13 protein-coding genes are annotated in these 24,944 nt (G+C 61.2%); 12 read left to right on the top strand and 1 reads right to left on the bottom strand.

Going from position 1 to position 24,944, the window contains the following annotated elements; genetic code table 11:
• The first annotated feature begins 528 nt into the window (after positions 1–528).
• From MF268_RS23210 to MF268_RS23160, 11 genes are all read left to right on the top strand, one after another.
• Positions 529–3,057: a tellurite resistance TerB family protein gene (locus MF268_RS23210; protein WP_238373104.1), complete on the top strand. Its 2,529-nt coding sequence runs from the start codon at positions 529–531 to the stop codon at positions 3,055–3,057.
• Positions 3,050–4,357 (top strand): ATP-binding protein, encoded by a 1,308-nt coding sequence (locus MF268_RS23205; protein WP_238373103.1) that lies wholly within the window; start codon positions 3,050–3,052, stop codon positions 4,355–4,357. The genes MF268_RS23210 and MF268_RS23205 overlap by 8 nt, the downstream gene beginning before the upstream one ends.
• A gap of 5 nt (positions 4,358–4,362) precedes the next feature.
• Positions 4,363–6,540 carry a DEAD/DEAH box helicase gene (locus tag MF268_RS23200; RefSeq protein WP_238373102.1) on the top strand — a complete coding sequence of 726 codons (2,178 nt, stop codon included), beginning with the start codon at positions 4,363–4,365 and terminating at the stop codon, positions 6,538–6,540.
• Positions 6,541–6,542: 2 nt separating this feature from the next.
• Complete coding sequence (locus MF268_RS23195) at positions 6,543–9,197, top strand: PD-(D/E)XK nuclease family protein (protein WP_238373101.1); 2,655 nt, start codon at positions 6,543–6,545, stop codon at positions 9,195–9,197.
• Entirely contained in the window at positions 9,197–12,589 is a 3,393-nt protein-coding gene (locus MF268_RS23190; RefSeq protein WP_238373100.1) for a UvrD-helicase domain-containing protein, read from the top strand. Before MF268_RS23195 ends, MF268_RS23190 begins: the two co-directional genes overlap by 1 nt.
• Positions 12,590–12,603: 14 nt before the next feature.
• The gene (locus MF268_RS23185) at positions 12,604–15,942 is read left to right on the top strand and encodes a DEAD/DEAH box helicase (protein WP_238373099.1); all 3,339 of its coding nucleotides are present in this window, start codon (positions 12,604–12,606) and stop codon (positions 15,940–15,942) included.
• A 1,002-nt stretch (positions 15,943–16,944) separates the two neighbouring features.
• On the top strand, positions 16,945–17,283 hold the full coding sequence (locus MF268_RS23180; protein WP_238373098.1) for a DUF736 domain-containing protein: 339 nt from the start codon (positions 16,945–16,947) through the stop codon (positions 17,281–17,283).
• A gap of 635 nt (positions 17,284–17,918) precedes the next feature.
• Positions 17,919–18,080 carry a hypothetical protein gene (locus MF268_RS23175; RefSeq protein WP_238373097.1) on the top strand — a complete coding sequence of 54 codons (162 nt, stop codon included), beginning with the start codon at positions 17,919–17,921 and terminating at the stop codon, positions 18,078–18,080.
• A 428-nt stretch (positions 18,081–18,508) separates the two neighbouring features.
• On the top strand, positions 18,509–19,129 hold the full coding sequence (locus MF268_RS23170) for a helix-turn-helix domain-containing protein (RefSeq protein WP_238373096.1): 621 nt from the start codon (positions 18,509–18,511) through the stop codon (positions 19,127–19,129).
• Positions 19,122–21,062 (top strand): relaxase/mobilization nuclease domain-containing protein, encoded by a 1,941-nt coding sequence (locus MF268_RS23165; protein ID WP_238373095.1) that lies wholly within the window; start codon positions 19,122–19,124, stop codon positions 21,060–21,062. The genes MF268_RS23170 and MF268_RS23165 overlap by 8 nt, the downstream gene beginning before the upstream one ends.
• Before the next feature lie 16 nt (positions 21,063–21,078).
• On the top strand, positions 21,079–22,986 hold the full coding sequence (locus MF268_RS23160) for a type IV secretory system conjugative DNA transfer family protein (RefSeq protein ID WP_238373094.1): 1,908 nt from the start codon (positions 21,079–21,081) through the stop codon (positions 22,984–22,986).
• 18 nt (positions 22,987–23,004) lie between these two features.
• Here MF268_RS23160 and MF268_RS23155 read toward each other — a convergent pair whose 3' ends face one another.
• Positions 23,005–24,426, bottom strand: a complete 1,422-nt coding sequence (locus MF268_RS23155; RefSeq protein WP_040701697.1) for a phospholipase effector Tle1 domain-containing protein — start codon at positions 24,424–24,426, stop codon at positions 23,005–23,007.
• Between the two features lie 174 nt (positions 24,427–24,600).
• On the opposite strand from MF268_RS23155, the gene MF268_RS23150 reads away from it, so the two are divergent.
• Positions 24,601–24,876, top strand: coding sequence for a WGR domain-containing protein (locus MF268_RS23150; protein WP_007120621.1), 276 nt, complete (start codon positions 24,601–24,603; stop codon positions 24,874–24,876).
• Positions 24,877–24,944 lie beyond the last annotated feature (68 nt).

Genomic DNA, 24,944 nt, shown 5'->3' with positions numbered 1-24,944 from the left:
GTTGATAAAGTCGGACATAAGGGCGGACTTACCATCGGAGCGAACACAAGTTCAGACGGCCGCCCCCGGAGGCTTACAACGAAACACGTCAAACCGGATGTCCTGTGGATCCCGCCTCTGTCGCGGAAAGCGGGGCTTTTCGAACGGTGCTTTGGTCTTTGTGATCTGCAACGTTTAGGTTTTCATGATTTTGGCCCCTCCTGCCCTTTGGCCAGGACCGCGCCCTACTCGGCCGGCTGCCTGCAGCCGCCCTCCCCGAGCTGAAACGCCGCCTCGCCCTGCGACGTGGCGCTGGCCGTGCAGTCTCCTCCGGAGCCAGCCCGACCAGCCGTCGCATGGTCGTAGCGACGCTTCATCTCGGCCATTCGGTAACAGTCGCTGGGGCAGGGGTGTGCCCTCAACGGTGCGAACAGATGTATGTGGCCATCGGCCCAATCAAGCATAAAGCATGGGAAGTGCTTCAACCATGACGTTAGTCGTTGCAAAGATGGCTGTGCAAAATAGTGTGGTTCGGAGAGGGTTCCGATAATGTCTTCAATAATCAAGTTTTTCCGAATTACATTCTTTCTCGTCCTATATTTTTTCTTATGCATGGTCGTGGTGACCACAATGCTTCAGGCTTGGCCGATTGGCGGCCAGATGTTGTTTGCATTTGGTGTTCCCGTCATTCTGGTCTGGTGGCAAGAAACACGGAGATCGCGGAAAGTCGCTGCAAAGGCGCAAGCTGAGGGAAGCTCAGAAACCCGAACATCTCAATCTGAGCCGGTAGCCCGACCAAGAGCCTACGACAAACGTGTCGAGCGGGAGCGCGAACGAACTCGCGAAGCCATTGCGTCCAAAGCGCCGGCTGCCGTTCAGGCCTATTCCCCACCAAAGCAAGACTACGCTGAAATCGTTCGGGCTGGAAAGTCTGCGGCGCCGGCTCTTGCAGCGGCCGCTGAACGAAACCTGCCCTCGCGAGTGGCACCGAGCGCATCGGCCCGATCATCGAAAAGCGGGTGGGTCCCGTCTAATGAAACAGCTAGCGTGGCTGGCCGCAATATCGGCGGGATGGTCTATGTCGGCACGCCTCCCTTGCTGAACGCCTACGGGTATCGTGACAAGTGCCGAGCCTATATCGATCCATCCCTGTCTGTCGCGCGCTCTGGAGCCGACAAAGCTGGTGAAGGTATGCCCTACTGGCCGGGGTACTCGGATATCTCACCTCAGTGCCGGGCGACCTACCTCGACTGGTTGGCCAGCGGGCGAAACGACGCCTCGTATAACCCTGGCTACATGTTCCTGTATTTTTATGGGTTGGAACGTCGCTTCTTCGTCGATCAGTCGAACGAAGATGCAAAGGATATCGTCCAGGAAGTTCGGCGGCTGCAGTCACTTTACCCTGACAACCACTCTGTCAGGCGCTATTTGGGTGAGTTCCTCGACATTGCGATGCTTACCGAAACCGACCTCGACGCTATCGAACCGATTTTCGAGAAGCAGGGCTGGGAACTTCCGTTCTCACTCAAATACGCAATCGGAGCTCGGATCGACAAAGGCGAGAACCTGACGGCTGACTGGTTGCTGAGTTGGTTCATCTGCCATCCGGAGACAAATCTGAGAACTCCCGCGACGCGGTGCCGTGACGAGTTCGTCGCTCTTTTCCGTATGCGGTTTGATCGGCGTTTTCCTGATGGGCTCAAAGTGACAAAACCCCGGAAATTACTCACGGCATCCTATCGCGCCGCCTCCAGCGAGTTTCAGGGGTCAGTCAATCCGACCGTGGATGGCAAACCTGTGCCCGACATCTCCGGCTTGCGCAAGCCGGTCGAGATTGCGCAAGAGCTGGCTGACGAGGTGATGAACGACCTCGACAAGCTCAGTCGCTTCCTGGGCCGAAACCCTGATGGCCGCGGAAGTGTGGAAGCGCATGCCTTGCTGCCCTCTGAACTTTGGGATGCTTTCCCATCAGAGGAAATGGACCGCTTGAAATCTTGGGCAAGCGATATCGTCGATCGCGGGGGATTGGTGCCGCTTGAGGAGGTGATCGGACGACTGGAGGGAGAAAGGAACGAGAAGATCGGAAAACGGCAAATGACAGGAGCCGCCGACGCGCTCGCGCGCCTCGGTTTCGGTCTGGCGCCCGACCCTCGGTTTGCGCTCCGGTCGCCCAAGGCGGAAGAGCCTGTTGTGCTGTTTCGTCTGGGCGAACCCGTCGAAAGACTGGAGGACGTTTCCGACAGCTATCGAAGCGCCTTGATCGAATTGGCACTTGGGTCGTTCGTCGCCCATGCGGATGGTCGCATCGCGGAGCCTGAACGCAGGGCGTTGGAAGATCAGGTTTCTGCCGCAGCCCTCAGCGATCAGGAACGCCGCAGGCTGCGTGCAAACCTTGAATGGTTCCTGGCCGTGCCACCGGACATGACGCTTCTGCGGCGCAAACTGAAGGAGGTGGGCCAAGACAGCCAAGCCGCTATGCGGGCAGCGCTGGTCGGTGCAGCACATGCCGATGGCATTATTCACTCCGACGAAGTAGCAAGCATCGAGAAAATCTACAAGGCTTTGGGACTTGATCCTGCGCTTGCCTACGCCGACCTGCATGCTGGCGAAGTTGCGGATGGTCCACGCACTGTTCGCGCGTCGCAACCGGGTCGCCCGGGCGAAGCGATACCCGCGCTCGAAAAAGCCAGCGGACCGAAACTCGACGCTTCACGGATCGCAGCAATTCGTTCGGACACAGAGCGCGTGTCGTCCGTCCTCGGTCAGATTTTCGATGTCGAAGAGGAAGAAAGTGGTGCCTCCGCGCCTGCCAGCCAAAGCCAGCTGGTAGGGCTTGACCCGAAACACGGCGCCCTTGTCCTCGAACTGGTCACTCGAGAGCATTGGTCTGAAACCGAGTTCGAGACGATCTGCGCCTCGCATGGGTTGATGGCATCCGGGGCTTTGGAAGTCGTGAATGAATGGGCTTTTGAGACCTACAACGAAGCACTGCTCGACGAGTATGATGGATATGACGTGTCTCTGGAAATTGCGGAGGCGGTAAAAGAAAAGATGAGTGCGGAGGGCAGGGATGTCTAAGTTGAAACCACGTGAACGCGATGCAATCGTACAGGCGCTTCGGGCCGGGGTCGTGCCCAAACTCGGTTTGCGCCATATTCAGGTTGGCCGCGTCCGAGAGATTGAAGAGCTCGTCAAGGACATGGACCGGATATCCGATGGCGGATCGGCGATCCGGTTCATCATCGGGGAATACGGATCGGGCAAGACGTTCTTCATGAACCTGATCCGCCTCGTGGCTCTGGAGAAAGGCCTGGTCGTGATGTTCGCCGATCTGGCGCCGGATCGGCGCATTCACGCGACCGGCGGACAAGCTCGGGGGCTGTATGCCGAGATGGCCCGAAACCTCTCGACGCGGACAAAGCCCGATGGTGGGGCATTGGCCAGTGTGGTGGAGCGTTTTGTCAGCCAGGCTCACAGAGACGCTGAAGAACGAGATTTGCCAACAGGGTCTGTCATCCGTGAACGCCTTGGCCACTTCGAAGAACTTACTGGGGGGTTTGAGTTCGCTGAAGTCATCCGTCGATATTGGGAAGGCCATGAGACCGGCGACGACGAGTTGAAATCCGCGGCCCTGAGGTGGCTGCGCGGTGAATTCGCGACACGCACCGACGCGCGCAAGGCGCTTGGAGTGCGAACGATCATCGATGATGCCAGTGTCTATGACCATCTGAAGCTAATGTCGGCATTTGTGTGCGAGGCCGGATATAAAGGATTGCTGGTCGGCCTCGACGAGATGGTGAACCTCTACAAGCTCACATCGTCGCAGGCCCGCAATGCAAACTACGAACAGATTCTCCGGATCCTGAATGATGTGCTGCAGGGCAGTGCCGAGAACCTCGGATTTCTCATGGGCGGGACCCCGGAGTTTCTCATGAACACCCGTCGTGGGTTATACAGTTACGAAGCCCTTCAATCGCGTTTGGCCGAGAACACCTTCGCGCGAGACGGATTGGTCGACCTTTCAGGACCCGTTGTCCGGTTGGCCAGCCTGACCCCTGAAGATCTCTTCGTTCTTCTGGCCAATGTCCGGAGGATCATGCAGGACGATGCCGGTGCTCTGCCGGACGCCGCGCTCGAGGCCTTTATGGCGCATTGCTCGGACCGGATCGGGGAAGCTTACTTCCGCACCCCGCGTAATACGGTGACGACATTCGTGAACCTGCTTTCCGTGCTTGGGCAAAACCCCGGTGTCGAGTGGAGCGATCTGATCGAAAAGATCGAGGTCTCCGAAGACCTCGGCGAAGACATGACCGAGGTAGACGAGTCGACTGGCGCCCAAGACCCCGGTTACGATGACCTGATCAGCTTCAAGCTCTGACGCCGATGAGCAGTGCGTTCGACAAACTGGCGAGGCCTGTGCAGAAATGGATACGCCAGAAAGGATGGCGCGAACTTCGCGACATCCAGGCGCGATCCATCCGGACGATCTGCGAAACCAATGCCGATTTGATCGTTGCGGCGTCCACGGCGGGCGGAAAGACCGAGGCGGCGTTCCTGCCGTTGATTTCACAGGTGCTTGACAAGCCTTCGGGCGGCACCGGCTTCGACCTGCTCTACATCGGTCCGCTGAAAGCCCTGATCACGGACCAGGCCATGCGGCTGGAGGGCATCTGCCAGGAAGCAGAGCTTCCGGTTGTTCCCTGGCACGGAGATGTCTCGCAATCCATCAAGACGCGCGCGTTGAAATCGCCAAAAGGGATCCTTCTGATAACCCCAGAGTCCCTTGAGGCGCTTTTCATTCGTCGCGGTTTGGAAATTGCCCGCCTGTTTGGGGCGACACGGGCGGTCGTGATCGACGAGCTGCACACAGTTCTGGACAGCGAACGCGGTGTCCAGCTTCGTTCACTGCTCACACGGCTCGAGCTCGCGATAAAGCGCCCAATCCGTCGGATAGGTCTGTCAGCTACGCTAGGCGACATGGACCTCGCTAAGGCCTATCTTCGCCCTGACGCCGCAAACGCTGTCCAGCTGATCGAAGCAGATGGCGGCGAGGCTGAATTGAAGCTTCAGCTTCGCGGTTACCTTTCCGGCGATGAAGATGAAAACAGCCCATCCGCAACGGACGCGATCGCAGCACATCTTTTCAAACACCTTCGAGGCAGCGACAACCTGGTCTTCGCCGGAGCGCGCCAACGGGTCGAGATTTACGCAGATCGGTTGCGGGAGCTTTGCGAACGGGAGCACCTGCCACAGGAATTCTATCCCCACCACGCGAGCCTCTCCCGAGAACACCGTGACTTCGTTGAGCGGCGCTTGAAGGACCCTGCGAAACCGACGACCGCCGTTTGCACGTCGACGCTCGAGCTTGGAATCGACATCGGTGACGTGACCTGCGTGGCTCAAATCGGTGCGCCATTCAGCGTCGCCGCGTTGCGACAACGGCTTGGCCGATCAGGCCGGCGTGAAGGACAGCCGGCCATTCTCAGGCAGTATGCTGTCGAAGCCAAGTTGACGCCGGAGAGCAGTTTCGTGGATCGTCTTCGCCTCGGCCTGATCAGGTCCATCGCGATGATAGACTTGCTGCTGGAAGGCTGGTGCGAACCTCCAAAACCTCAGGCGCTTCATCTCTCGACGCTCGTCCACCAGATACTGTCAGTCATAGCGCAGCGCGGCGGTGCGTCTGCAAGCGTGGTCTACAATGTGCTCTGCCGCGAAGGCCCCTTTCGGAAGGTCACAACCGAAGTCTTCGCAGATGTGTTGCGTGCAATCGGCCACCCAGAAACCGGCTTGATCGAACAGGTCGGCAGCGGGCTGTTGCTTTTGGGACCCGCGGGCGAAAAACTGGTTGAGCATTACAGCTTCTATGCGGTGTTTCAGACGCCTGAGGAATTCCGGTTGGTCGCAGAGGGGCGGGACCTTGGAACCCTGCCGATCGATAATGTTCTTGCCCCTGGGATGCTATTAATATTCTCTGGGCGACGTTGGGTTGTTCAAGAAATCCATGATCGTGAAAAGGTCATCGTCGTCAAACCCGCGAAGGCTGGTGTGCCGCCCGTCTTCGGCGGCGATGCGGGGGACATTCATGACAAAGTGATCGACCGAATGTTCGCCGTGCTCGAGGGGGATTCCAGCCCAGCTTACATGGATACAGTCTCTTTGATGATGCTCGAGGAAGCGCGTGCTCACTATGAACAGCTGGGGTTTAGGGCCAATAACCTACACACCATTGGCGAGCATACATCAGTCATTGCGACGCGGGTCGGTACTGTGAAGACATCAACCCTCGCGCTAGCACTGAGAAGTGAGGGGTTTTCAGTCGAGCAGCATGACGGGTTCCTGCTGGTGGAGGCCGGGGACGAAACGCCCGATCTTCGATCGGCGCTGGACGATATTCGATCTGGCGCACCCATCGATTTTTTCGCAGGCGCTGGCAATCTGATATCAGAGAAGTTCCATCAATTTCTTACTATCGAACTTTTGGTTCGGGACGCTGAATCCTCAAAGCTTTCGACACAAGCACTTCCCGATTTGGTCAAAGCTATTCTTCGAAAAGGAACTTGAAGATGTCCATGACGTGCCGGTCCACGCTTATTGTCTATGGACGACACGCAATGCGCGAGGCCCGCCTTGTGGCAGCCCGCAGCGGTCAACATGGCCTCCAGATCATGTCATTCGAACAAGCCGCGGTACGGCTCGCGGGCGGTTTCGCCCGCGCAATCGACGAAGAAAGCCTGCGCGCGGCGATCCAGACGGTCCTCCCTGAAACACCGATGGGCGAATTGGAAGATATCAAGATGCTGCCGGGCATGATCGGTGCGGCCGCCGACACATTGCACAAAGCGTGGCGGGCCGGTATCGATCTCGCTTCCCGTTTAGGTGATCATCCAAGGCTTGAAGCCATCGCTCGCCTGGAGGCCGCTGTCCTTGCCGAACTTCCGGGCGGAATGATGCGGCCGGTCGATGTTGTCGCCGCAGCCATCAGCCGGATCACCCATGCGCCCGCCATATTCGGCTCGATGGAAATCGCCGGACTGACCGAACTGTCTCCCTGCTGGCGGCCTCTACTGAAGGCGCTCGCCGAGCACACCCCCATGCAATGGACGTCAGGTCCCCGCCCTGTCCCGGCCTGGCTCAAGGAAAGCGGCGTTCCTGTCGCTCGAGGCGATGCTGAGGCGCCGACCATTCGATCCGTCAGTGCCGCGACCGCTTACCATGAGGCAGTCGAGACACTGCGTTGGGTCCGGTCGCTGCTCGCGTCGGGCGTACCGCCCGCCGACATTGCCATCGCCACCGCGTCGCCGGCCGACTACGACGATCACTTTCTCGCGCTGCGCGCCGATGCCAATATCGATCTGCATTTCGTTCATGGCGTCCCGGCCGTCACCACACGTGACGGACAAGCGGCAGCGGCACTCGCCGACATCATCGTGCGCGGCCTTTCGCAGTCGCGCTTGCGCCGTCTCGCCGCCCTGTGCGGCGATTCTGCACCTATGGCTTCCCTTCCCGATGGCTGGATGCGCGTCCTTCCAAGCGATGCACCCTTGTCAACACCGTCCGCCTGGAACCAACTGCTGGCGCGCCTCGCGCCAGACGACTGGCCCGACGGCATGGATCACGCCCCGGTGCTGCGTGCTGCGGTCGATCTGCTGGCAAAGGGACCGGACGCGGCACAGGAAATCGGCGAAGCCTTCCTCAAGGGCCGGGCATTGTCCATCTGGCGCAAAGCCCTTCTGGCAGGGCCCGCCGGCGCGATCGACAGCACGCTGGAAACACTGAAACAGGATGACGGGCTCGAGGCCTCCGTCTCCGTGGCCTGGATGCCGGCCAGCGCGCTCGCCGCGTCGCCGCGACGCTTCGCTCGGCTGATCGGTCTCAATTCCTCCCGCTGGCCACGCGGGATCGCCGAAGATCGGCTGATCCCGGACCACATTATTCCAACGGGCGAGCTCGACCCGCTTCCCGTCAATCTGGCAGATCGCCGTGACTTTGATACGATCCTCGCCACTACGGGCAGCGACGTCGTCCTCTCCCGCGCCCGACGCGACAGCGACGGTCGGCTGCTGGGTCGCAGCCCCCTGCTCGCCACCTATGACGAGGAAGCCTATCTGCGGCGCAACGCCGTTCCCGCCCATGCCTTCAGTGAAACCGACCGGCTGATGGCGCGGCCGCAGGAATTCGCCGCCGATTCCCAGGCATTGAGTGCGCGTTCCTGCTGGCGCGATTGGCGCATGGCCGATGTGACAGCTCATGATGGCCTGGTCAGGTCCGATCATCCTTTGGTTCTCGCGATCCTCGAGCGGACTCAGTCGGCGAGCTCGCTCAAAACACTGCTGCGCAGCCCCCTCAATTTCCTCTGGCGCTATGCTCTCGGTTGGAAATCCCCGCAAAGCAGTGCCGAGCCGCTCGTGCTTGACGCCCTGCAAACCGGCGACCTCATCCATCTGGTGCTCGACCGCGCCCTGCGAAACCTCGAAGCGACGGGCGGCTTGGCGTCGGCCGACGTGGCTGCCATTCAGGCTGCGGTGGACCAAGCCGCTGGTGCGGTGGCGGCCGAGTGGGAAAGCGAGCGGCCCGTTCCACCCGCTGTTATCTGGGGCCGCACGCTCGGGGATGCGCGCGCTCTTGCCGGACAGGCGCTTGCCTATGGCAATGATCATTTGCCGGGCAGCCGATCCTTTGGCGAGATCCCGTTCGGCGGGTCCGAGCCCAAGTCGGAGGCGGCATTGCCCTGGGACGCCAGTGTGCCGGTGATCATCCCCGACACCGGATTTCACATTGCCGGCTATATCGACCGGCTCGACATCGCTGATGACGGCAGCCGGGCACTCGTGCGCGACTACAAGACCGGCAAGCCGCCCAAAGGCGACATCCGTGTGAACGGTGGCCGCGAGCTTCAGCGTTGCCTTTATGCCTTCGCCGTCAAGGCGCTCCTGGGCGATCACATCGCGATCAGCGCCTCGCTGCTCTATCCGCGTGAACCGCTCGATCTCCAGCTCGACGAGCCGGACGTCGTCCTGGCGGAGATCAAGGCATATCTGCGGGCGGCGAGAACCGCATTGGCCAGCGGCGCGGCACTGCCCGGGCCGGATACCGGAGGCGACTACGACGATCTCGCTTTTGCCCTGCCGGCAAACGCAGGCGCCACCTACTGCAAACGCAAACAAGCCGCCTCGACCGAGCGGCTCAGTGAGGTCGCGCCGATCTGGGAGGCGGAATGATGAGCAGCGTGAAAGTTCTGAATGATGATGGCGCCCGGCATGACGCGATCAGCCGTCATGACCGATCCATTCTGGTTGAGGCCGGCGCGGGATCGGGCAAGACCGCCGTGATGGCCGGCAGGATCGCTGTCATGCTGGCGCAGGGTGTCGCGCCAAGTTCCATCGCGGCAGTCACGTTTACCGAACTGGCGGCCAGCGAGCTCCTCCTGCGGGTTCGGGATTTCGTCGAAGATCTCGCCGCCGGCCATATCGCACCGGAGCTCCGCGCCGGCTTGCCGGAGGGACTGTCTGCGGCACAGCGCGAGAATCTGATGTCGGCCAGCACGGCGATCGACGAAATCACCTGCTCGACCATCCACGGCTTCTGCCAGCGATTGATCAAGCCCTACCCGGCGGAAGCGGATATCGATCCGGGCGCAGCGGTCATCGACCGCAACCAGGCCGATCTCAACTTCCTCGAAATCGTTGAAGGCTGGCTGCGCGAGCGATTGTCTGGCGATCAGGGCGGCGTCCTCGCCGAGATGGTGCTGCATAACCCGGGAGAGACCGTCGCTCTGATGCACAAGATCGCCGAAGCCCTCCGGCGGTCGAGGAAACTGGTCGCACCGCAGGCGATGCCCTTTGCAGGTCACCTGCAAGCCTTCCAGCAGGCGGCCGACGAACTTTCGGCCTTTGTGCAAGGCGCCGGCGTTGATGAGCCGGAAACGGAGGTCTTCGCCGTGCGCTTTTCTGAAATGGCGGCTGCCCTTCCATCGGTTACAGATGGTTCCACGCCCGCCGGGCTCGTCGGGTTGCTGGTTGCACGTCCGCATCCCGACCTTACGACCGGGACGGGCAGCTTTTTCGCCTACCGCAAGAAGGGCAAATGGGCGGCAGCGGCAAAGCAGGCAGGGCTGTCCAAGGCAGACGGCGACAGGCTGAACGATACGGCCAGCGGTTTGTACGAAGCGTGCTGTGCCGCGTGGGCCGCACTACTCCAGGCGGTTTCCGGCCAGGTCCTCACGACATTGATCGACGAAGCACGCACAATCCTTGCGCGCTATCGTGAGCACAAGCGCGCCAGCGCCCAGCTCGATTTTGACGATCTCATCTACGCCGCGCGCGACCTGTTGCGCGACCATGAAACTGTGCGACAGGCGCTCGGCCAGAGGTATTCAAAGGTCTTGGTCGACGAGTTTCAGGACACCGACCCGCTCCAGGCCGAAATCTTCTGGCGTCTATGCGGTGATCCCGGTGACGATCCGCAGGACTGGACGCGTTTCCGGATTCGGCCGGGCGCACTCTTCTTGGTTGGCGACCCCAAGCAGGCAATCTATCGCTTCCGCGGCGCGGATGTCGGCGCTTACGTCCAGGCCCGCACGGCCTTCTCGACACAGGACGCGGACGGCCTCGTCTCGATCTCGACCAATTTCCGTTCCTGTGCCTCGATCCTCACCTTCGTCAACGAACGGTTCGAGACTGTCCTGTCGGCTGATGGCCAGCCCGGCTTCACAGCGCTTGATCCCTTCCACGACGATCCGGAAGACGGCGTCTGCGTCGCGGCGATCGATATCGCGGTCGCCGACGAGAACGGCAAGGCCAGTGCCGAGCAACGACGCGACGCCGAAGCCGAAGCGGTGGCTGAACTATGCGCACGGTTGATCGGCAGCCGTCCGGTCCAGGATCGCAAAGCCGGTGCACAACGCCCCTGCCAGCCAGGCGACATCGCCTTGCTCGCCCCGACCGGCGCGGAACTCTGGCGCTATGAAGAAGCCCTTGAGCTCCGGGGCATCCCGGTCGCAACCCAGGCCGGCAAAGGTCTGTTTCGCCGGCAGGAAGTGCAGGACCTTATCGCGATCACGCGAGTTCTCGCCGATCGTCGTGATACGCTGGCGCTCGGCGCATTGCTGCGCGGCCCGCTTGTCGGGCTCAGCGAAGAGGAGCTCCTGGACATCGTCTGGGCGCTTCCGCGTTCGGAAGAAGAACCCGTCCGGATCCCACGGCTCGACCTCGGCGTCGACCCCGCGGCAATAGTGCATCCGCTGGCGCGCGATGTGATCGAGCGGCTGCAAGGGCTCCAGAAACGCGCCAAAAGCACGACACCACACGATCTTCTTTCGCAGGCCGTCGACGTCCTTCGGGTACGCCCGGTTCTTCTGGAGCGGCATCGCGGTCAGGCAGAACGAGCACTTGCCAATGTCGATCTCTATCTCAGCCTCGCCGTCAGCTATGCGGTACGGGGTCTGCGGGCCTTTTCCGAGGCAATGACGGCGGCATGGGCGGATGAGGCCCGCGAGGTGGAAGGCCGGCCCGATGCGCAGGAAGAAGCCGTCGCCCTCTACACGATGCATGCCGCGAAAGGTCTTGAATGGCCGGTCGTCATCCCCATCAACACTATGACGGGGGTAATGGCGCCCGACAGCGCTGTGACCGATCGCCAGACTGATACCTTCTACTGCCCGGTTCTGGGTGTCCCTCCGTCCGGCTATGACGCGGCGCGGCAGGCAGAGAAGGATGAACTGGACTGCGAGCGGGTCCGGCTCTGGTATGTCGCAGCAACCCGCGCCCGGGAACTCTTGGTCTTGCCGCGGCTCGACGTAACGCCTTCGAAATCAGCCTGGATCGGCCTGGTGGACCTGTCCCTGACAGATCTCCCTCACCTTGACGTGTCGCATCTGCCGCTCGACCCGATCTCGGTGACCGGCGATACCACCAACGGTCAGACACGCGAGAGTTTCGCCGCGGAGGCCGGTGCGATTGCCGAAAGGCAGATGCACCTGACCTGGCTTGCGCCGAGCCGCGACGAGACGGCGACCGGTTCGGTGCTTCAGAAAGAAGAACCCGACATCTGGGCCGGTTCGGCTGATGCTCCGGCGCCAGACGCCGAAGCGCCGGCCTCCATCCAGGGCGGACGCGAGCGTGGCTTGATCCTTCACAAGCTCATGGAAGAAGTCCTGACAGGGGAATGCAACGAGGCCGACGAGGCGCTCACCGCGCGTGCTGGCGACCTCATCTCTGCGCTCGGCAAGGAGCCTTCCTCCGATCCGGCGGACGGGCTTTCGCCTGAGGAACTGGCCGGTTGCGTGACGCGAACGCTGGCCTTGTCGGAGGTGGCGGCATTGCGTCCCTCATTGCTCGCTGAGTTTCCGGTCTATGCCTTTCAGCAAGAGGAGGCCGAACTGGTTGCGACGGCGGGCATCGCGGACGCGATTACGGTTAATCCGGAAGGTCGGCCAGCCGTCGTGATCGACTGGAAGAGCGACGTGAATCCCGCCCAGGAGACGCTTGATCACTATCGGGCTCAGGTGCGTGCCTATCTCGATATGACCGGCGCCGAACGGGGCCTGATCGTTCTGATGACGAACGGGACGGTGATCACCGTCCCGCCTTCTCCCCAGACGATTGCGGCATAGCCGAGGAAGCGACCATGGCCTCCCGCAAGCGCATCGAGCCCGTCCAAGATGATCTCTTCAATCCCGAAGTCGAACTGCTGCTGCCTGCTCGGTTTGCGATAGAGGGCAAGGCGCTGGGAAGCCCTATACGCCAATTGGCGGCTCCGCCGCAGCGTGTACGGTGCCGTCTGCGTCCCTTTTCAATCCGCCGTGTGACTGGTCATGAAACCACGCTGCCGTCTGGCGAGACACTGAAGATCATCAACGCGAAGACCGCTACGTCGCTGGAGGCGGAGCTCATTCTTCTGGTCCCCGGCGCGAGTGAGCCGGCGCAGATCGTAGAAGCACTCGACGCCGGCGAAGGCCGGTGGATGGCCCCGTTGCCAATCCGCATCGACACGTTGAGTCGCCAAGCGCGGGTCGAACGGCTGGCAACGGTTTCGGCATCTTGGTCGGGCGCCTTTCATCTCCGCGAGGGACGAGCAGCCGAAAACGAGCGGCCAGCCCAGCCCGGTTTGCGACGTCCTCAAATCGGCGCACTGCACGCGGCTTTGGCCCATGCGACGCGATCGATCGATCCGGCCACCATCGTCATGCCGACGGGCACCGGCAAGACGGAAACCATGCTCGCGCTCAACGTCCACCAGCGCTTCGAGAGGCTACTGGTCGTAGTGCCGACGGACGCTCTTCGAGAGCAGATCGCGGGCAAGTTCGAGACCTTCGGCGTGCTGAGGCAACAGCAATGCCTGGAAGACAAGGCAGCATTTCCAGTGGTGATGCGCCTTTCGCACATTCCGACGAGGCTAGCCGACGTGGATGAGATCTTCGACAGTGCCAATGTCATCGTCACAACGATGCAGATCGCCGGTCGCGCCGAAGCGGCGGTCCAGGAGCGGATGGCGGCACGCGCCTCGGCGCTGTTTATCGACGAGGCTCATCACATCGGCGCCCCGACATGGGCGCGCTTTCGGGGCCTCTTCGCCGACCGTGAGCCACCGCTCCCGATCGTCCAGTTCACAGCCACACCATTCCGTGAGGACGGCCGACGCGTCGACGGCGAGTTCATCTACACCTATCCGCTCAAGAAGGCGCAGGCCGAAGGCTATTTCAAGCCGATTCGCTTCGAGGCTGTCTTCGGGCTCGATCAGGCAGACGCCGATCTCGCGATCGCGGGAAAGCTCGGCGAAGTCCTCCAGGGTGATCTTGACGTCGGCCTCAACCATCTCGCCATGGCGCGTTGCCAAACTATCGACCGCGCCAGAGCCCTCCACCAGCTTTACAGCGAGATGTACCCAGAACTTCGTCCGGTCATCGTCCATAGCCAGCAGTCGATCCGTGAACGCCGTGCAAACCTTGCCGCTCTACGGCGCTTCGAGAGCCGGATCATTGTCTGCGTGGACATGCTCGGCGAAGGTTTCGATCTGCCGGAACTGAAGATCGCCGCCCTGCACGACCCGCACAAGAGCATCGCCGTTACCATCCAGTTTGTCGGCCGCTTCACCCGCCAGGATCCACGCCTCGGCGACGCCACCGTCATCGCCAACACCGGCATTGACGACATTGATCGTTCGCTGGCCAAGCTCTATGCCGAGGATGCGGACTGGAATGCGCTGGTCGAGGCACTCAGCACCGCGAAGATCGACCGACAAGTCCGCCGTGCCGAGATGTTCAAGGGCTTTGTCGGCGACTTGAGCGACATTCCCCTGCAGACGCTCGAACCGAAGATGAACGCCGTCGTCTATCGCACCAACTGCGACGGTTGGGAGCCTTTGCGGGCCGAGGACTTATATAGTCCCGGCGTTTATCTCGGCATGAAGGTCAACCCACACCAGCGTGTCGCCATCTTCGTCACCCGCTCCGAAGAGCAGGCCGGCTGGACCACGGCCCAGCACGCGACCAATGTCACCTGGGACCTGCACATGATGCATTGGGATCCCGATAGTCAGCTCCTATATATCAGCAGCTCGATCAAGGGACCGTATGACCGATTGGCCAAGGCGGTCTGCGGTGAGGCAGCGCGCCGGGTCGAGGGTGAGGAGGTCTTCCGCAGCCTGCATGGGTTCAATCGCCTGATCCTGCGCAATCTTGGCCTGACGCACCATCAGGGACGCGGTGTCCGCTACTCCATGTATATGGGTGTCGATGTCGCCGACGGACTCGACACTGCGAAGTCCCAGTCGCGCATCAAGAACAACGTGTTCGCAACCGGTTTCCTTGACGGTGTTCCCGCCTCTCGTGGCTGTTCGGCCAAAGGCAAGTTCTGGTCGATTTCGCGGGTTCGCGATCTGACTGATTGGGTTGATTGGTGCGCGGATATCGGCAAAGCCGTCAAAGATCCAGGGATCACCACCGATGGCGTCTTCAAGAGTGCGATGCGACCTCGCCAGATCAGCGAACGCCCGCAGGTGCCTCCGGTCGCGATCCACTGGCCGGAATCGCTGTTGACGCAAATCGAGGACCGGATCGAAATCAGTTTCGGCGACAAACCCGTAGCCTTCGCTGAATGCGACATCGAGCTGCTGGATCATGAACGCACGGGTCCATTGCGCTTCACGGTGCGCAGCGATAACCACATCACCGAATTCGAAATCGTTTTTGCTGAAGGGGGTGCCAGCTATCCGCAGCGCTCTGGGCCGAAAACAACCGTCAAGGTCAGCGGCAAGACGAAGTCGCTCTCGGAATCCTTCGGCGAGGATTCCCCACAGATCGACTTTGGGGATGGTTCACTGCTGATCTACAGTCACCTTTATGCTCTGCCTGAAGGCGTCGTGGTGGAACCGTATTCCGCTGATCGGATCGAGGCTTGGGATTGGTCGGAGACCAATATACGTGCCGAGGCGCAGGGTCCTGAAAAGCGGACTGACTCAGTGCAACGGCGCGTAATCGAGACATTGCTCGCAGAGGGCGACGCCTTTGACATCATCTTCGACGATGATGGGGCAGGAGAGATCGCGGACGTCGTCACCCTTCGAGTGACTGAAGGTCTCGTCCAGGTGACGCTTCACCATTGCAAATACTCCAGTTCCGACACGCCCGGCGCGCGGGTGAAGGATCTCTATGAAGTTTGCGGGCAAGCGCAGAAATCCGCACGCTGGCGTGATCGACCCAACAGAATGCTCATACATATGTTGAAGCGGGAAAAGATACGGCTCGAGAAGGGCCAGACTTCCCGCTTCGAACAGGGAACAGCCGCATTCCTCAAAAAGCTGAAAGCGAGTTGGCAGGACTATCGCTACGAATTCGATGTGCGCATCGTTCAGCCTGGCCTGTCGCGATCCGCTGTCACAGAGGAGGGACTGCATCTACTGGCCAGCGTGGAGACCTATCTCCTTGAAACGCGCGCCATGCGGCTGAAGGTTATCGCAAGCAGCTAGAAAGCCAACCTCCAGATAACGGCCCAACCCAATTGCAGTGGAGCGAACGAAATGTTCGGCGTCTTTCTCGTTGAGAGTTGTCCTAGCTTTCCATCTTTTGGTGCGGAGAGGCTCCGGATACTTTGTGTCCAACAGTCGTCCGGATTTGATGATCTTGTCCCCTCCTGCCCTTTGGTCAGGCCCGCGCCTTTCTCGGTCGGCTGCACGCAGCCGCCCCCCCCCGAGCTGAAACGCCGCCTCTCCCTGCAACGTGCTGCTGGCCGTGCAGTCTCCTCCGGAGCCAGCCCGGCCAGCCGTCGCATGGTCGTGGCAACGCTTCATCTCGGCCGTTCCGGTTACGGTCGCTGGGGCGGGCGCGTGACATCAGTGATCTCGTACTTCGCGATTCGGCCGGTGTTGTTCCTCGCTTTACCGGACATGCTGTGCCGCCCCGCTATCATGGTCGCAAACGGAGTTTGACGACCGCCGGATTGCATTGACCGCAGCTGGCATCAGGCCGGTGATGGTCGTGATGCGTAAAGTCGCAAATTATCGGGGCGCCGTAGAGGGTCCGTTCGAAATCCGAGTGATGCGGACAGGTTGTCGAAGCTTCGACGGTCTCCATGCTGCTCTTCCAGAAAACACACATCGCGTTGCCACGGAAACCAGCCGTCGCGGCCCGTGAGGCAGGGTCAGCAAAGCTCTGACTGGTCGGGATGCGGCTCGGAGCGACAGGATAGAAATATCGCCACCACAGGCATTTCTCTCTTTCGGCTGTTCAGCCAGTTTCCTTCGCGGCCACCACACTTCTCCCTTTGTCTGAGTTGCATGACATGCTGGTCGCAGCTGTCGTCCCGTCCACAAAGGTTGTCGCCGATCTTTTTCCCCTGACCCTGCGGGTCATTCCTCGCGGAGCAAAAAGACCGGCGCCTGCCCCTCTCCGCTGCGCTTCGCCTTCGGTGTGTCCGTTCCTTGGCCAGCTGCAAGGTGACCATCATTGCAACGCAAACATGGAGAAGAGCAATGACCACGAACTGCATCAAATTCACCAGCACCGACTTTGAGACCGCCAAGGGCGTCGGCTCCATCTCGACCCTGACTTTCGACCTCGACATCACGGTCGAACCCGTCGCGAGCACGAACCCGATGGCCCCCACGCACCGCGTCCTCGGTCGCTCCCCGCGCGGCAAGCTAGTCGAGTGCGGTGGCATTTGGAAGAAGCAGAACAAGGAGACCGGCGCCGATTACTACACGCTGACCATCCGCGACCACGGCTTCAACGCGAACCTCGGCAAGGCCGCGAACCAGGACGATCTGTCCCTGCAGGCCGTCATCCCCTGGGGTCCCAAAGACGCCGCCTAAGCCAAAGGCCAGACCGCTCCGGCGGTCTGGCTTTTTCTTCTTTCAAGAAGCGACAGGGGTTCGGTTCCGAAACCCGTGTCCGAAAGATGCGGCATATTTTGGAAGCGGACGCAGAGGCGGGTCGTCAGACCGGATAGGTCGCGGACGCGGCTTCGATCTTTCAGTTCAGAGACAGCGTGGATCACGCGCGGTGGAGGCGGAACCGAATGACTGCAGGGAGAACTGGGAGCCCAGTGAGCGAGCCAAGCGCACCCCTTCCGTCGGTCGAACAACCCGCGCCTGGGTCGTCTTGGCGAAGCCGCCAAGGGCGCCGAACTCACCCTGTGCCGCGAGGGTGTAAACCGCAGATCACCGTCATGCATCCCGGGGGCAACGTCTCACGCCAGTGTCACCGCCGCGCGCCTTTCCGTCGACCTGTTGGCCTTAGGGATCGCTAGCCCGGGGTCGAGCGGTCGGCAACGCCGGGGTCAGGTTTCTGGACGGCTTGCGCCTTGAGCGCTGCGGAGCATCGCTCACAACAAACCTGCCCCCGGCGTGCTCCATTTCATTCCGCCCCGTGCCGGGTGCAGCCCGCTCTCATGCCCTCGGTCTTTTTCACGATCCGTCCAACGACGATCAACGGAAAGGATCACACCATGACACTCGAACAATCCATCGACCTCGCAGAACTGCAAGCCGACATGGCCTTCGATGCTTACCTCGCCGCCTTTGATGAAGACGCCCATCCAGAGACCCTCGACAGCCTCGAGACCGAGGCGCTGATCGCCCGCAGCCGCTACGACGATCTGCGCTCCTAGGGGCTGGGTCATTGACCCAGACACCCCTGCGGGTCTTCGAATCCGCAGGGGTCTGACGTCGACCCTTAGGAGCATCGTACCGCCTTCAGAGGGTGTGGTCCGCGCCATCCCGCGCGGGCCGTTTTCGTGTTCCTGGTGCCCGATCCGTGACCGGCTCGAGCGTTCGGTCTGCCTTTCGTCGCCTGCGTCTTGAACGCAAGTTTCGGAAGCTTTTTCGGCCTGGTTGTCCTGCATCGATGAGGGGGGGGACCCGTTTCATGTCGCTGTGCAACGCGGGGTCTTGACGGCGGTCAATGTCCGCAAAAAGACACGACATGCAAAACGTAATATTGCGCAATGTGAAGTATTGAAGTATAAGCGAAGGAGAGAAGGAAGACGTTGGCAGGATATGGCCAATGTTTGCACATTTTGTCCGAGGGGTCTGACCCGTGCCGAGGCCAGCGAAAAACCTGAAGCTTGAAGATCGCATCGAAGTCGCGCAGCGCTTTGCGGCGGGCGAAAGCGCGAAGGACCTGGCGGCGGCGTTCGGCATCTCTCCGCGCCATGTGAACCGGCTCGCGAAAGAGGAGGCGGGCGAGGGGATCGCGGTGCGCGATCCAAGTGAGACGGTGGCGTTCCGGGCAAGCCGCTCCGAGCTGGACGCCTTCGATGCGGAGTGGCGCGCGCGGGGCTATGCCAACCGGTCGCAGGCGCTCAATGCGGTGCTGCGCGGGCGGTGCGGTTTCCTCGATGTGCCGCGTGATCTGGTCGCGGAATTTTGCGCCGCGTGGCGTCAGGCGAAGGATGTTAGCGACACCGGACTGGTGCTCGCCAAGGCGGTCCATCGCGGTCGGCTGGAGGTCTCGGAAGCGGATCGCGCGGTGCTGATCGAGCTGCTCGATCTGGCGCAGTCCATGAGCCGTGAGATGGGCCGGATGAAGGATGCGGCGCAGGTGCTGCGTGCTCAGGAGTGGCCGCAAAAAGAAGAAGGGCAGGGGACGGAGAGCGCGGTTCTGGAGGATGACCCGCGCGCGATCGAGCGCGGATTGAGGCTCGTCAGAAATGGCTGATCCGCTCGCCCTCTACGCCTCGGTCATGGGTCGGCTCTGGGAGGATGAGCGCATCCGGGGTCAGGCCGCGGCGCGGATCGACGCGCGGCTGGCGGGCCGTCGGCAGGGGCGGAGCTTCGCGCGTGTTGGATCCCTGTCGGCGCGCAACGCGCTGAAGGCGGCCACGGGTCAGAGCCGCGCGGCGGTCTTCAAGCGGATCCGGGCAGGGGGCTGCAAGACGCGTGCCTCGCTCGGTGCACAGATCTCCTACATCAACGACAAGGCCATCTACACCTACTCGACGATGACCAACGCGCTGACCGATGCGGCGGTGCTTTCTGAGGAGCAGAAGGAAGACATCATCGAGGATTGGGCCGGGACCTGGCGGTGCTCGACCAAGCTCGGCTTCACCTCGCACATGCTGCTCTCCTTCCCGACCGACGTGACGGTCGACCAGGTCCGCGACATCGCGATGGACTGGACGGAACATTTCTTTGAGAGCGGCGAATACGGCGACCAATGGGACTATGTCCTCGCGGTTCATGACGACCGGGCGCACAAGCATGCGCACATCATCCTGAACAATCGCGGCCTCGAAAACGGCACCTGGTTCTCCTGTTGGGCCGAGGGCGTGATGTCGCCGCAGCTCATGCGCGAGAAGCAGGCCGAGATTGCGGAACGCTACGGTGTCATACTCGACGCCACCACCCGGCTAGAGCGCGGCATCTTCGAGAAGCCCGCCGGGATCGAGGAGATCTACCGCGCCAAGGAAGAGGCCCGCCTGCCGCGCGAGATCGTCATGACGGCCCAGGAATCCGCCATCGCGCAGGCGCAGGTGGTGGGCTTCGCCAAGGACTACAAGAACCTCGCCGACCTGTTGGACCGGATGGACCAACGCCACATGGCGCGCGCCGTACGCGGCATGGCGGACGGGCTTGGCTCGGGCACGCCGTGGAACTTCACCGAAGGAGAGATAGACATGAAGGACATCAAGACCGTCGGTGACGCGATCGACTATTCCGAGCGTACGATCGAGGCGCTGAGGCTCAAGGCCGAGGAACTGGATCCGGCCGAGCGCGCTGCGTTCGAGGCGAAAGCCGCACCGATCATCGCGGACCTGTCGCAGATGGTGCCGGACCCGGAACTGCGTGCGCGTTTCGGCAAGCAGCTCGAGGAACCCTATCCGCCGGGGGCGGGCAGCGAGGTGCTGATCGTCGCGCTGCAGTCCGGCAATGACGATGGACTGCGCGATGTGCTCGAGCGCGCCGAGGAGGTGGGCATGGACAGCGAGGAACTGGTGGCCCGGATCGCAGCGGGCGGCACGCGGAACTACGGCATGGCACAGGACTGGGTCGAGCGGGACATGAACGCGGTGCTAGCGAAGGACGGTCTCAGCGTGGAGACCGCGAGTGACGACCAACTCGACGCCGCGCTCGAGAAGGTCGACGGCGTGATGGACGCGCTGATGGAGCGCGCGAAAGAACTGGGCGTCGAGATTGGCCGAACCCTTGCCGATGAGGAAGAGGCGACGCTGCCGCTCATCGACGAGGACGACCGGACGCCAAATCCCTACCTGCAGGACCTCGCCGACATGTTGCGCGATGGCAAGCTCACCGAGGAACAGGAAGAGACGGTCGAGCGGACCCTGCAATCCGAACTCTTCAAGGAACTGGGCGAGGAAGGCTTGGCCGAACTTCGGCGCGGCAATTACGAGGTGCTGGACGCGGCCCTGCCAAGCAAGCTCGATCAGATCACCGTCACGCAGGAGTTCCTTGAGATGACGTTTGAGGAAACGGGCGACCAGGTCTTCACCGACCGCGCTGCCGGGTTGCAGCAGGACAAGTCGACCGAGGTTGCACGACTTCGCGGCCAGCAAGAGGCGCAGGAGCTGGGGCGTGATCTTGGCCGTGCCAGAGAACTTGATCGCGGTCTCGATGACGAGATGGAATTCTGAGGGGGAGATGACCACCATGACCAAGACACTTCCCCTCTGGGCTGCGCTCCTCTTCGGCGTGATCTGCGGCGCCGTCATCGGCACCATTGTCGCCGCCTTCTACCTGACGCTGGCCCTGAAAACCGGCTTTGGCAGCTTCGACATGCTGGCGCTCTGGAAGGCGAGTGCAGCTACACGCGCAGCGCACCCCGAGGCCTTCAAGGTGGGGTTTGGTGCCGTCGGCTTCGGCGCGATCGGCCTCGGCGCGCTGGCACTGGCGTGGACCTGGAAGAAGGAGCGCGACGATTACGGTTCTGCCCATTGGCAGACCAAAGCGGAGCTGAAGAAGAACGACATGCTTCAGGCCCCTGGCAAAGGCTTCGTCTGCGGCAAGCTTGGCGCGCCGATCTCGAAGGCGGAGTTCATCTCCTCGACGATGATCCCGCATGTGATGATGGTGGCGCCGACCCGTGCCGGTAAGGGTGTGGGTTTTGTGATCCCGAACCTTCTGAGCTTCGCGGGATCGGTCGTGGTACTCGACGTGAAGGGTGAGAACTTTGACAAGACTGCACGGCTTCGGGCGCTCAACGGCGACGAGGTCTATCGCTTCAGTCCGTTTGATTGGGCCAATGCCACGCATCGCTACAACCCGCTTGCACGGATCGCCAAGGCCCCGAGCTTCGCGCAGCGTTTCACCGAGGTCTCGATCCTGGCCGACCTCTTCCTCGACAAGGACAACAAGACCCTCGACACCTTCTCCGAGGCTGGCAAGTCGATCTTTGTTGCGGCCTGCCTACTGGCGATCCAGCGCGGCACGCCGAACCTTGGCGAGGTGAACAAGATCGTCGCCGGGGGCGAATACAAGAACGCCCAGTACAAGACCTATGCAGACGAGGCCGAGGAAGACATCCTGCGCGAGCTCTGGACCAACGCCGCCTCGGCCTCATCGCGGCTGCTGACCTCGAACATCCAGGCGCTGATGACCGCCGGTCTCAAGCAATGGGACAACCCGGCGGTGCGCTCGGCCACCGAGGCGAGCGACTTCGATTTCTCGACTTTTCGGAAGCAACCGCAGTCGCTCTACATCGCCGTCTCCGAGGATCACATCGCGACTCTCGCCCCGCTCCTACGCCTGATGTTCGCCGATCTCATTGCCTCGATCCGCCTGAATGAGCCGGGTCCGGACGAGCCGTGGCCCGTCATGATGATGATCGACGAATTCCAGCAGATGGGGGCGATGCCCTATCTCGAGCGGGCGATCCATTCGCTGGCAAGCTATGGCGGCCGCGTCGCGATGATCGCGCAGTCGCTGGCTTCGCTTGATCGGATTTACGGGCCCGAGGGCCGTGAAAGTCTCGAGAACGGGGCAGGGCTGAAGCTCTACATCACCCCGCGGGACCAGCGCACGGTGAAAGAGGTCTCCGCCGCGGTCGGCAGCACCACCCGCGAGGCGGTGACCCGGATGTACGGTCGCAACAAGGGCTTCCTTGGCGCGACCTCGACCTCGGCGCGTCTGGAAGAGCGGCCGCTACTTTCCGAGACGGAAGCGCGCCTCATGGATCCCGACGAGGTCATAATCCTCGCTTCGCCCCAGCACCCTATCAAGGCTAGCCGGATCAAGTATTACGACGATCCGTTCTTCAAGGACATGCTGGCCCGCCAGGACGGCAAGCCGTTCCCCTATCCGCCGAGTGTGCAGGGCGTGGGGCCCTGGGGCGGTGACTTTGAGGTCGGCGCAGACGACCAGGCGAAACTAGCCGAACGTGCGCCTGTCCGGGATCGATCGCAGCGGCGCGAAGCGCGCGCGATGAGCGTGATGCCGATTGAGGCCGGACGCGGGCAGCCCGAGCCCGAGACGCTCGAAAGGGAAGCCGCCGTGCCGAAGGATTGGAAGGCGGCGCTCGACCGGCAGGAGGACTTCATCGAGGAATTGTTGGGAGGGTGAGCGCCGTCGACTAGTCCCCTATTCGTCGTAGTAGAATTTCAAGTCGCGTCGCTCTTTCAATTGGGCAGGTCGGTAGGGTTTGACCTCGCCACACTGGGCGACGGCCTTGGCTCGCATGCGCTCTTCGACTGAAGGATGGAGCGGGAAGTCGTCGCCAACTGCGCGAATTCCCTTCTTCCAGCGGATGCGGAGGGGGCCAAATGCTACCATCGCGTCTTCGCGGTGCTGCAAACCCAGAGGGTCAGGGGCGCGGTTCAAGACGTTCTCGTTGATCTGGATCGACGGCACGCAGTCTTTCAATTCGTCGACCATCCAATCGAGGGCGATATCGCTCAGGCGGGACTCTGCCTCAGGATAGCTTCCACCGATGTCGCTATGACAGCCCGGGAACCAGACCTGCTTCAACCACTTCGGCTCTCGATCTTTGGTCTCAATCGCGGCCGCCTTCGATGCCCATCCAACCCTTGGAAAGTCAGCACGGTCTTCGTCGATCGCCATGGCGTGACGGGCGTGTTGGACATCGGGATCCAGCCACTTGTCGTAGTTGCGCTTGTTCCAAGCCGCGAAATGACCCGTCTTGAGAATCTGCGGCCAATCGGTTGGGCGCCAGAGCTTCAGTTTGCGCTCGGGATCGTCCGAGAAATACTTGAAGTTGTCGAGCAACAGGGAACCTAGCTGCCAAAGAAGCGCGACTAGAAGTACGCCAAGCGGAACAACCAAAAGCCAAGACCATCCGAGTGCAACGCCTGCGGCCAAAGCCGCCCCGACCCCGAACGTGACGCCCCAGACCAAGGTGCGGACAACTGCCGTTCGCAGTGATGCCACCGTGTCGAAGACCCCGATGAATGTTGGCTGAACGTTTCCCTGATTTTCTTCGCCTACGAGCGGAAAGCTCGAATACTTCTTGCGAAATCGCTTGCCGAGTTCTTCACGGTTCTTGAAGTAAGGATCTTGTCCGCGCGGTTTTCCAGCACCGTGATTATACACGAATTTTACAGCGTCCTTGGCGATCTTGCGCAATCCGGGGCCGTAACGCGGGACCGGCGAACCATCTGGCATCTGCGTCGGGACACCGCAGAGGTTCATAACGTTTGCAAGTGCTCTTACTGTGTAGGCCCCGCGCGAGAACCCAAACAGCAACACACGGTCGCCGGGCTCGTAATGGGCGATGATCTGCTCGTAGCAATCGATTATGTTGTGGTCGATGCCAGTTCCGACGGCGCTTTCCAGGATGGGCTTGATCCGACCGAAAAACCCACCGCGTTCTCCTGTTCCCAAGCCCGGGTCGTAAAAAGCCACTTGGTCCTTAGGGCTAATTGGTGAATCTGGGCCGGGACGCATGGCTCGATACATCTTGTAAACATTCGACAGCCGTTGGTCTGGCCTGGCGCCACCCATCTGGCCGGTTCCGTCCGAGAATATGCAGATGTTCTTTACCATTTGTCGCCCTATTCAAGAACACGAAGTACAGTCAAAATCCTAAACCTGCAGCAGTTCTGCCAAGCTAGGAGAGAGTGCAGCGGAAATGTTTCGCCCGAGTCGGGAAAAATTAGAACATAGTGGAAACACATATGTCTACCTGATATTGTGACACATGAGAAGGGATTGCCCAATATGTTGGATACGATGCAGCAAATGGAAGTGTTCCCGACGACAGTCGATCTCAAGCGGGTCGACCTGTCTATCAACATGCGGCGCTTCTATAGAATGAGTGTTCAACCAGACCTGTTTGGCGGCGCATGCCTCGTGCGGGAATGGGGCCGTATCGGGTTTCGAGGGCAGATGATGATCGAATTTCATGATGACGAGGGCAAGGCTGTCACGGCGCTCATGAAGCTCCATGCTAGCAAAAAGCAGCGAGGGTATAGGGCAGCCGTGGCGCAGAACTAAGATTGAATTTTAGAGAAGAAGATTTCGCATAGCATGTATTTCGCGTTTGTTTTCGGCAACCGGATCCT

This window comes from Heliomarina baculiformis, assembly GCF_019966545.1.
Lineage (GTDB): Bacteria > Pseudomonadota > Alphaproteobacteria > Rhodobacterales > Rhodobacteraceae > Heliomarina > Heliomarina baculiformis.
The sequence above is the reverse complement of the archived record's forward strand: the minus strand, read 5'-3'. Positions and strand labels throughout refer to the sequence as shown.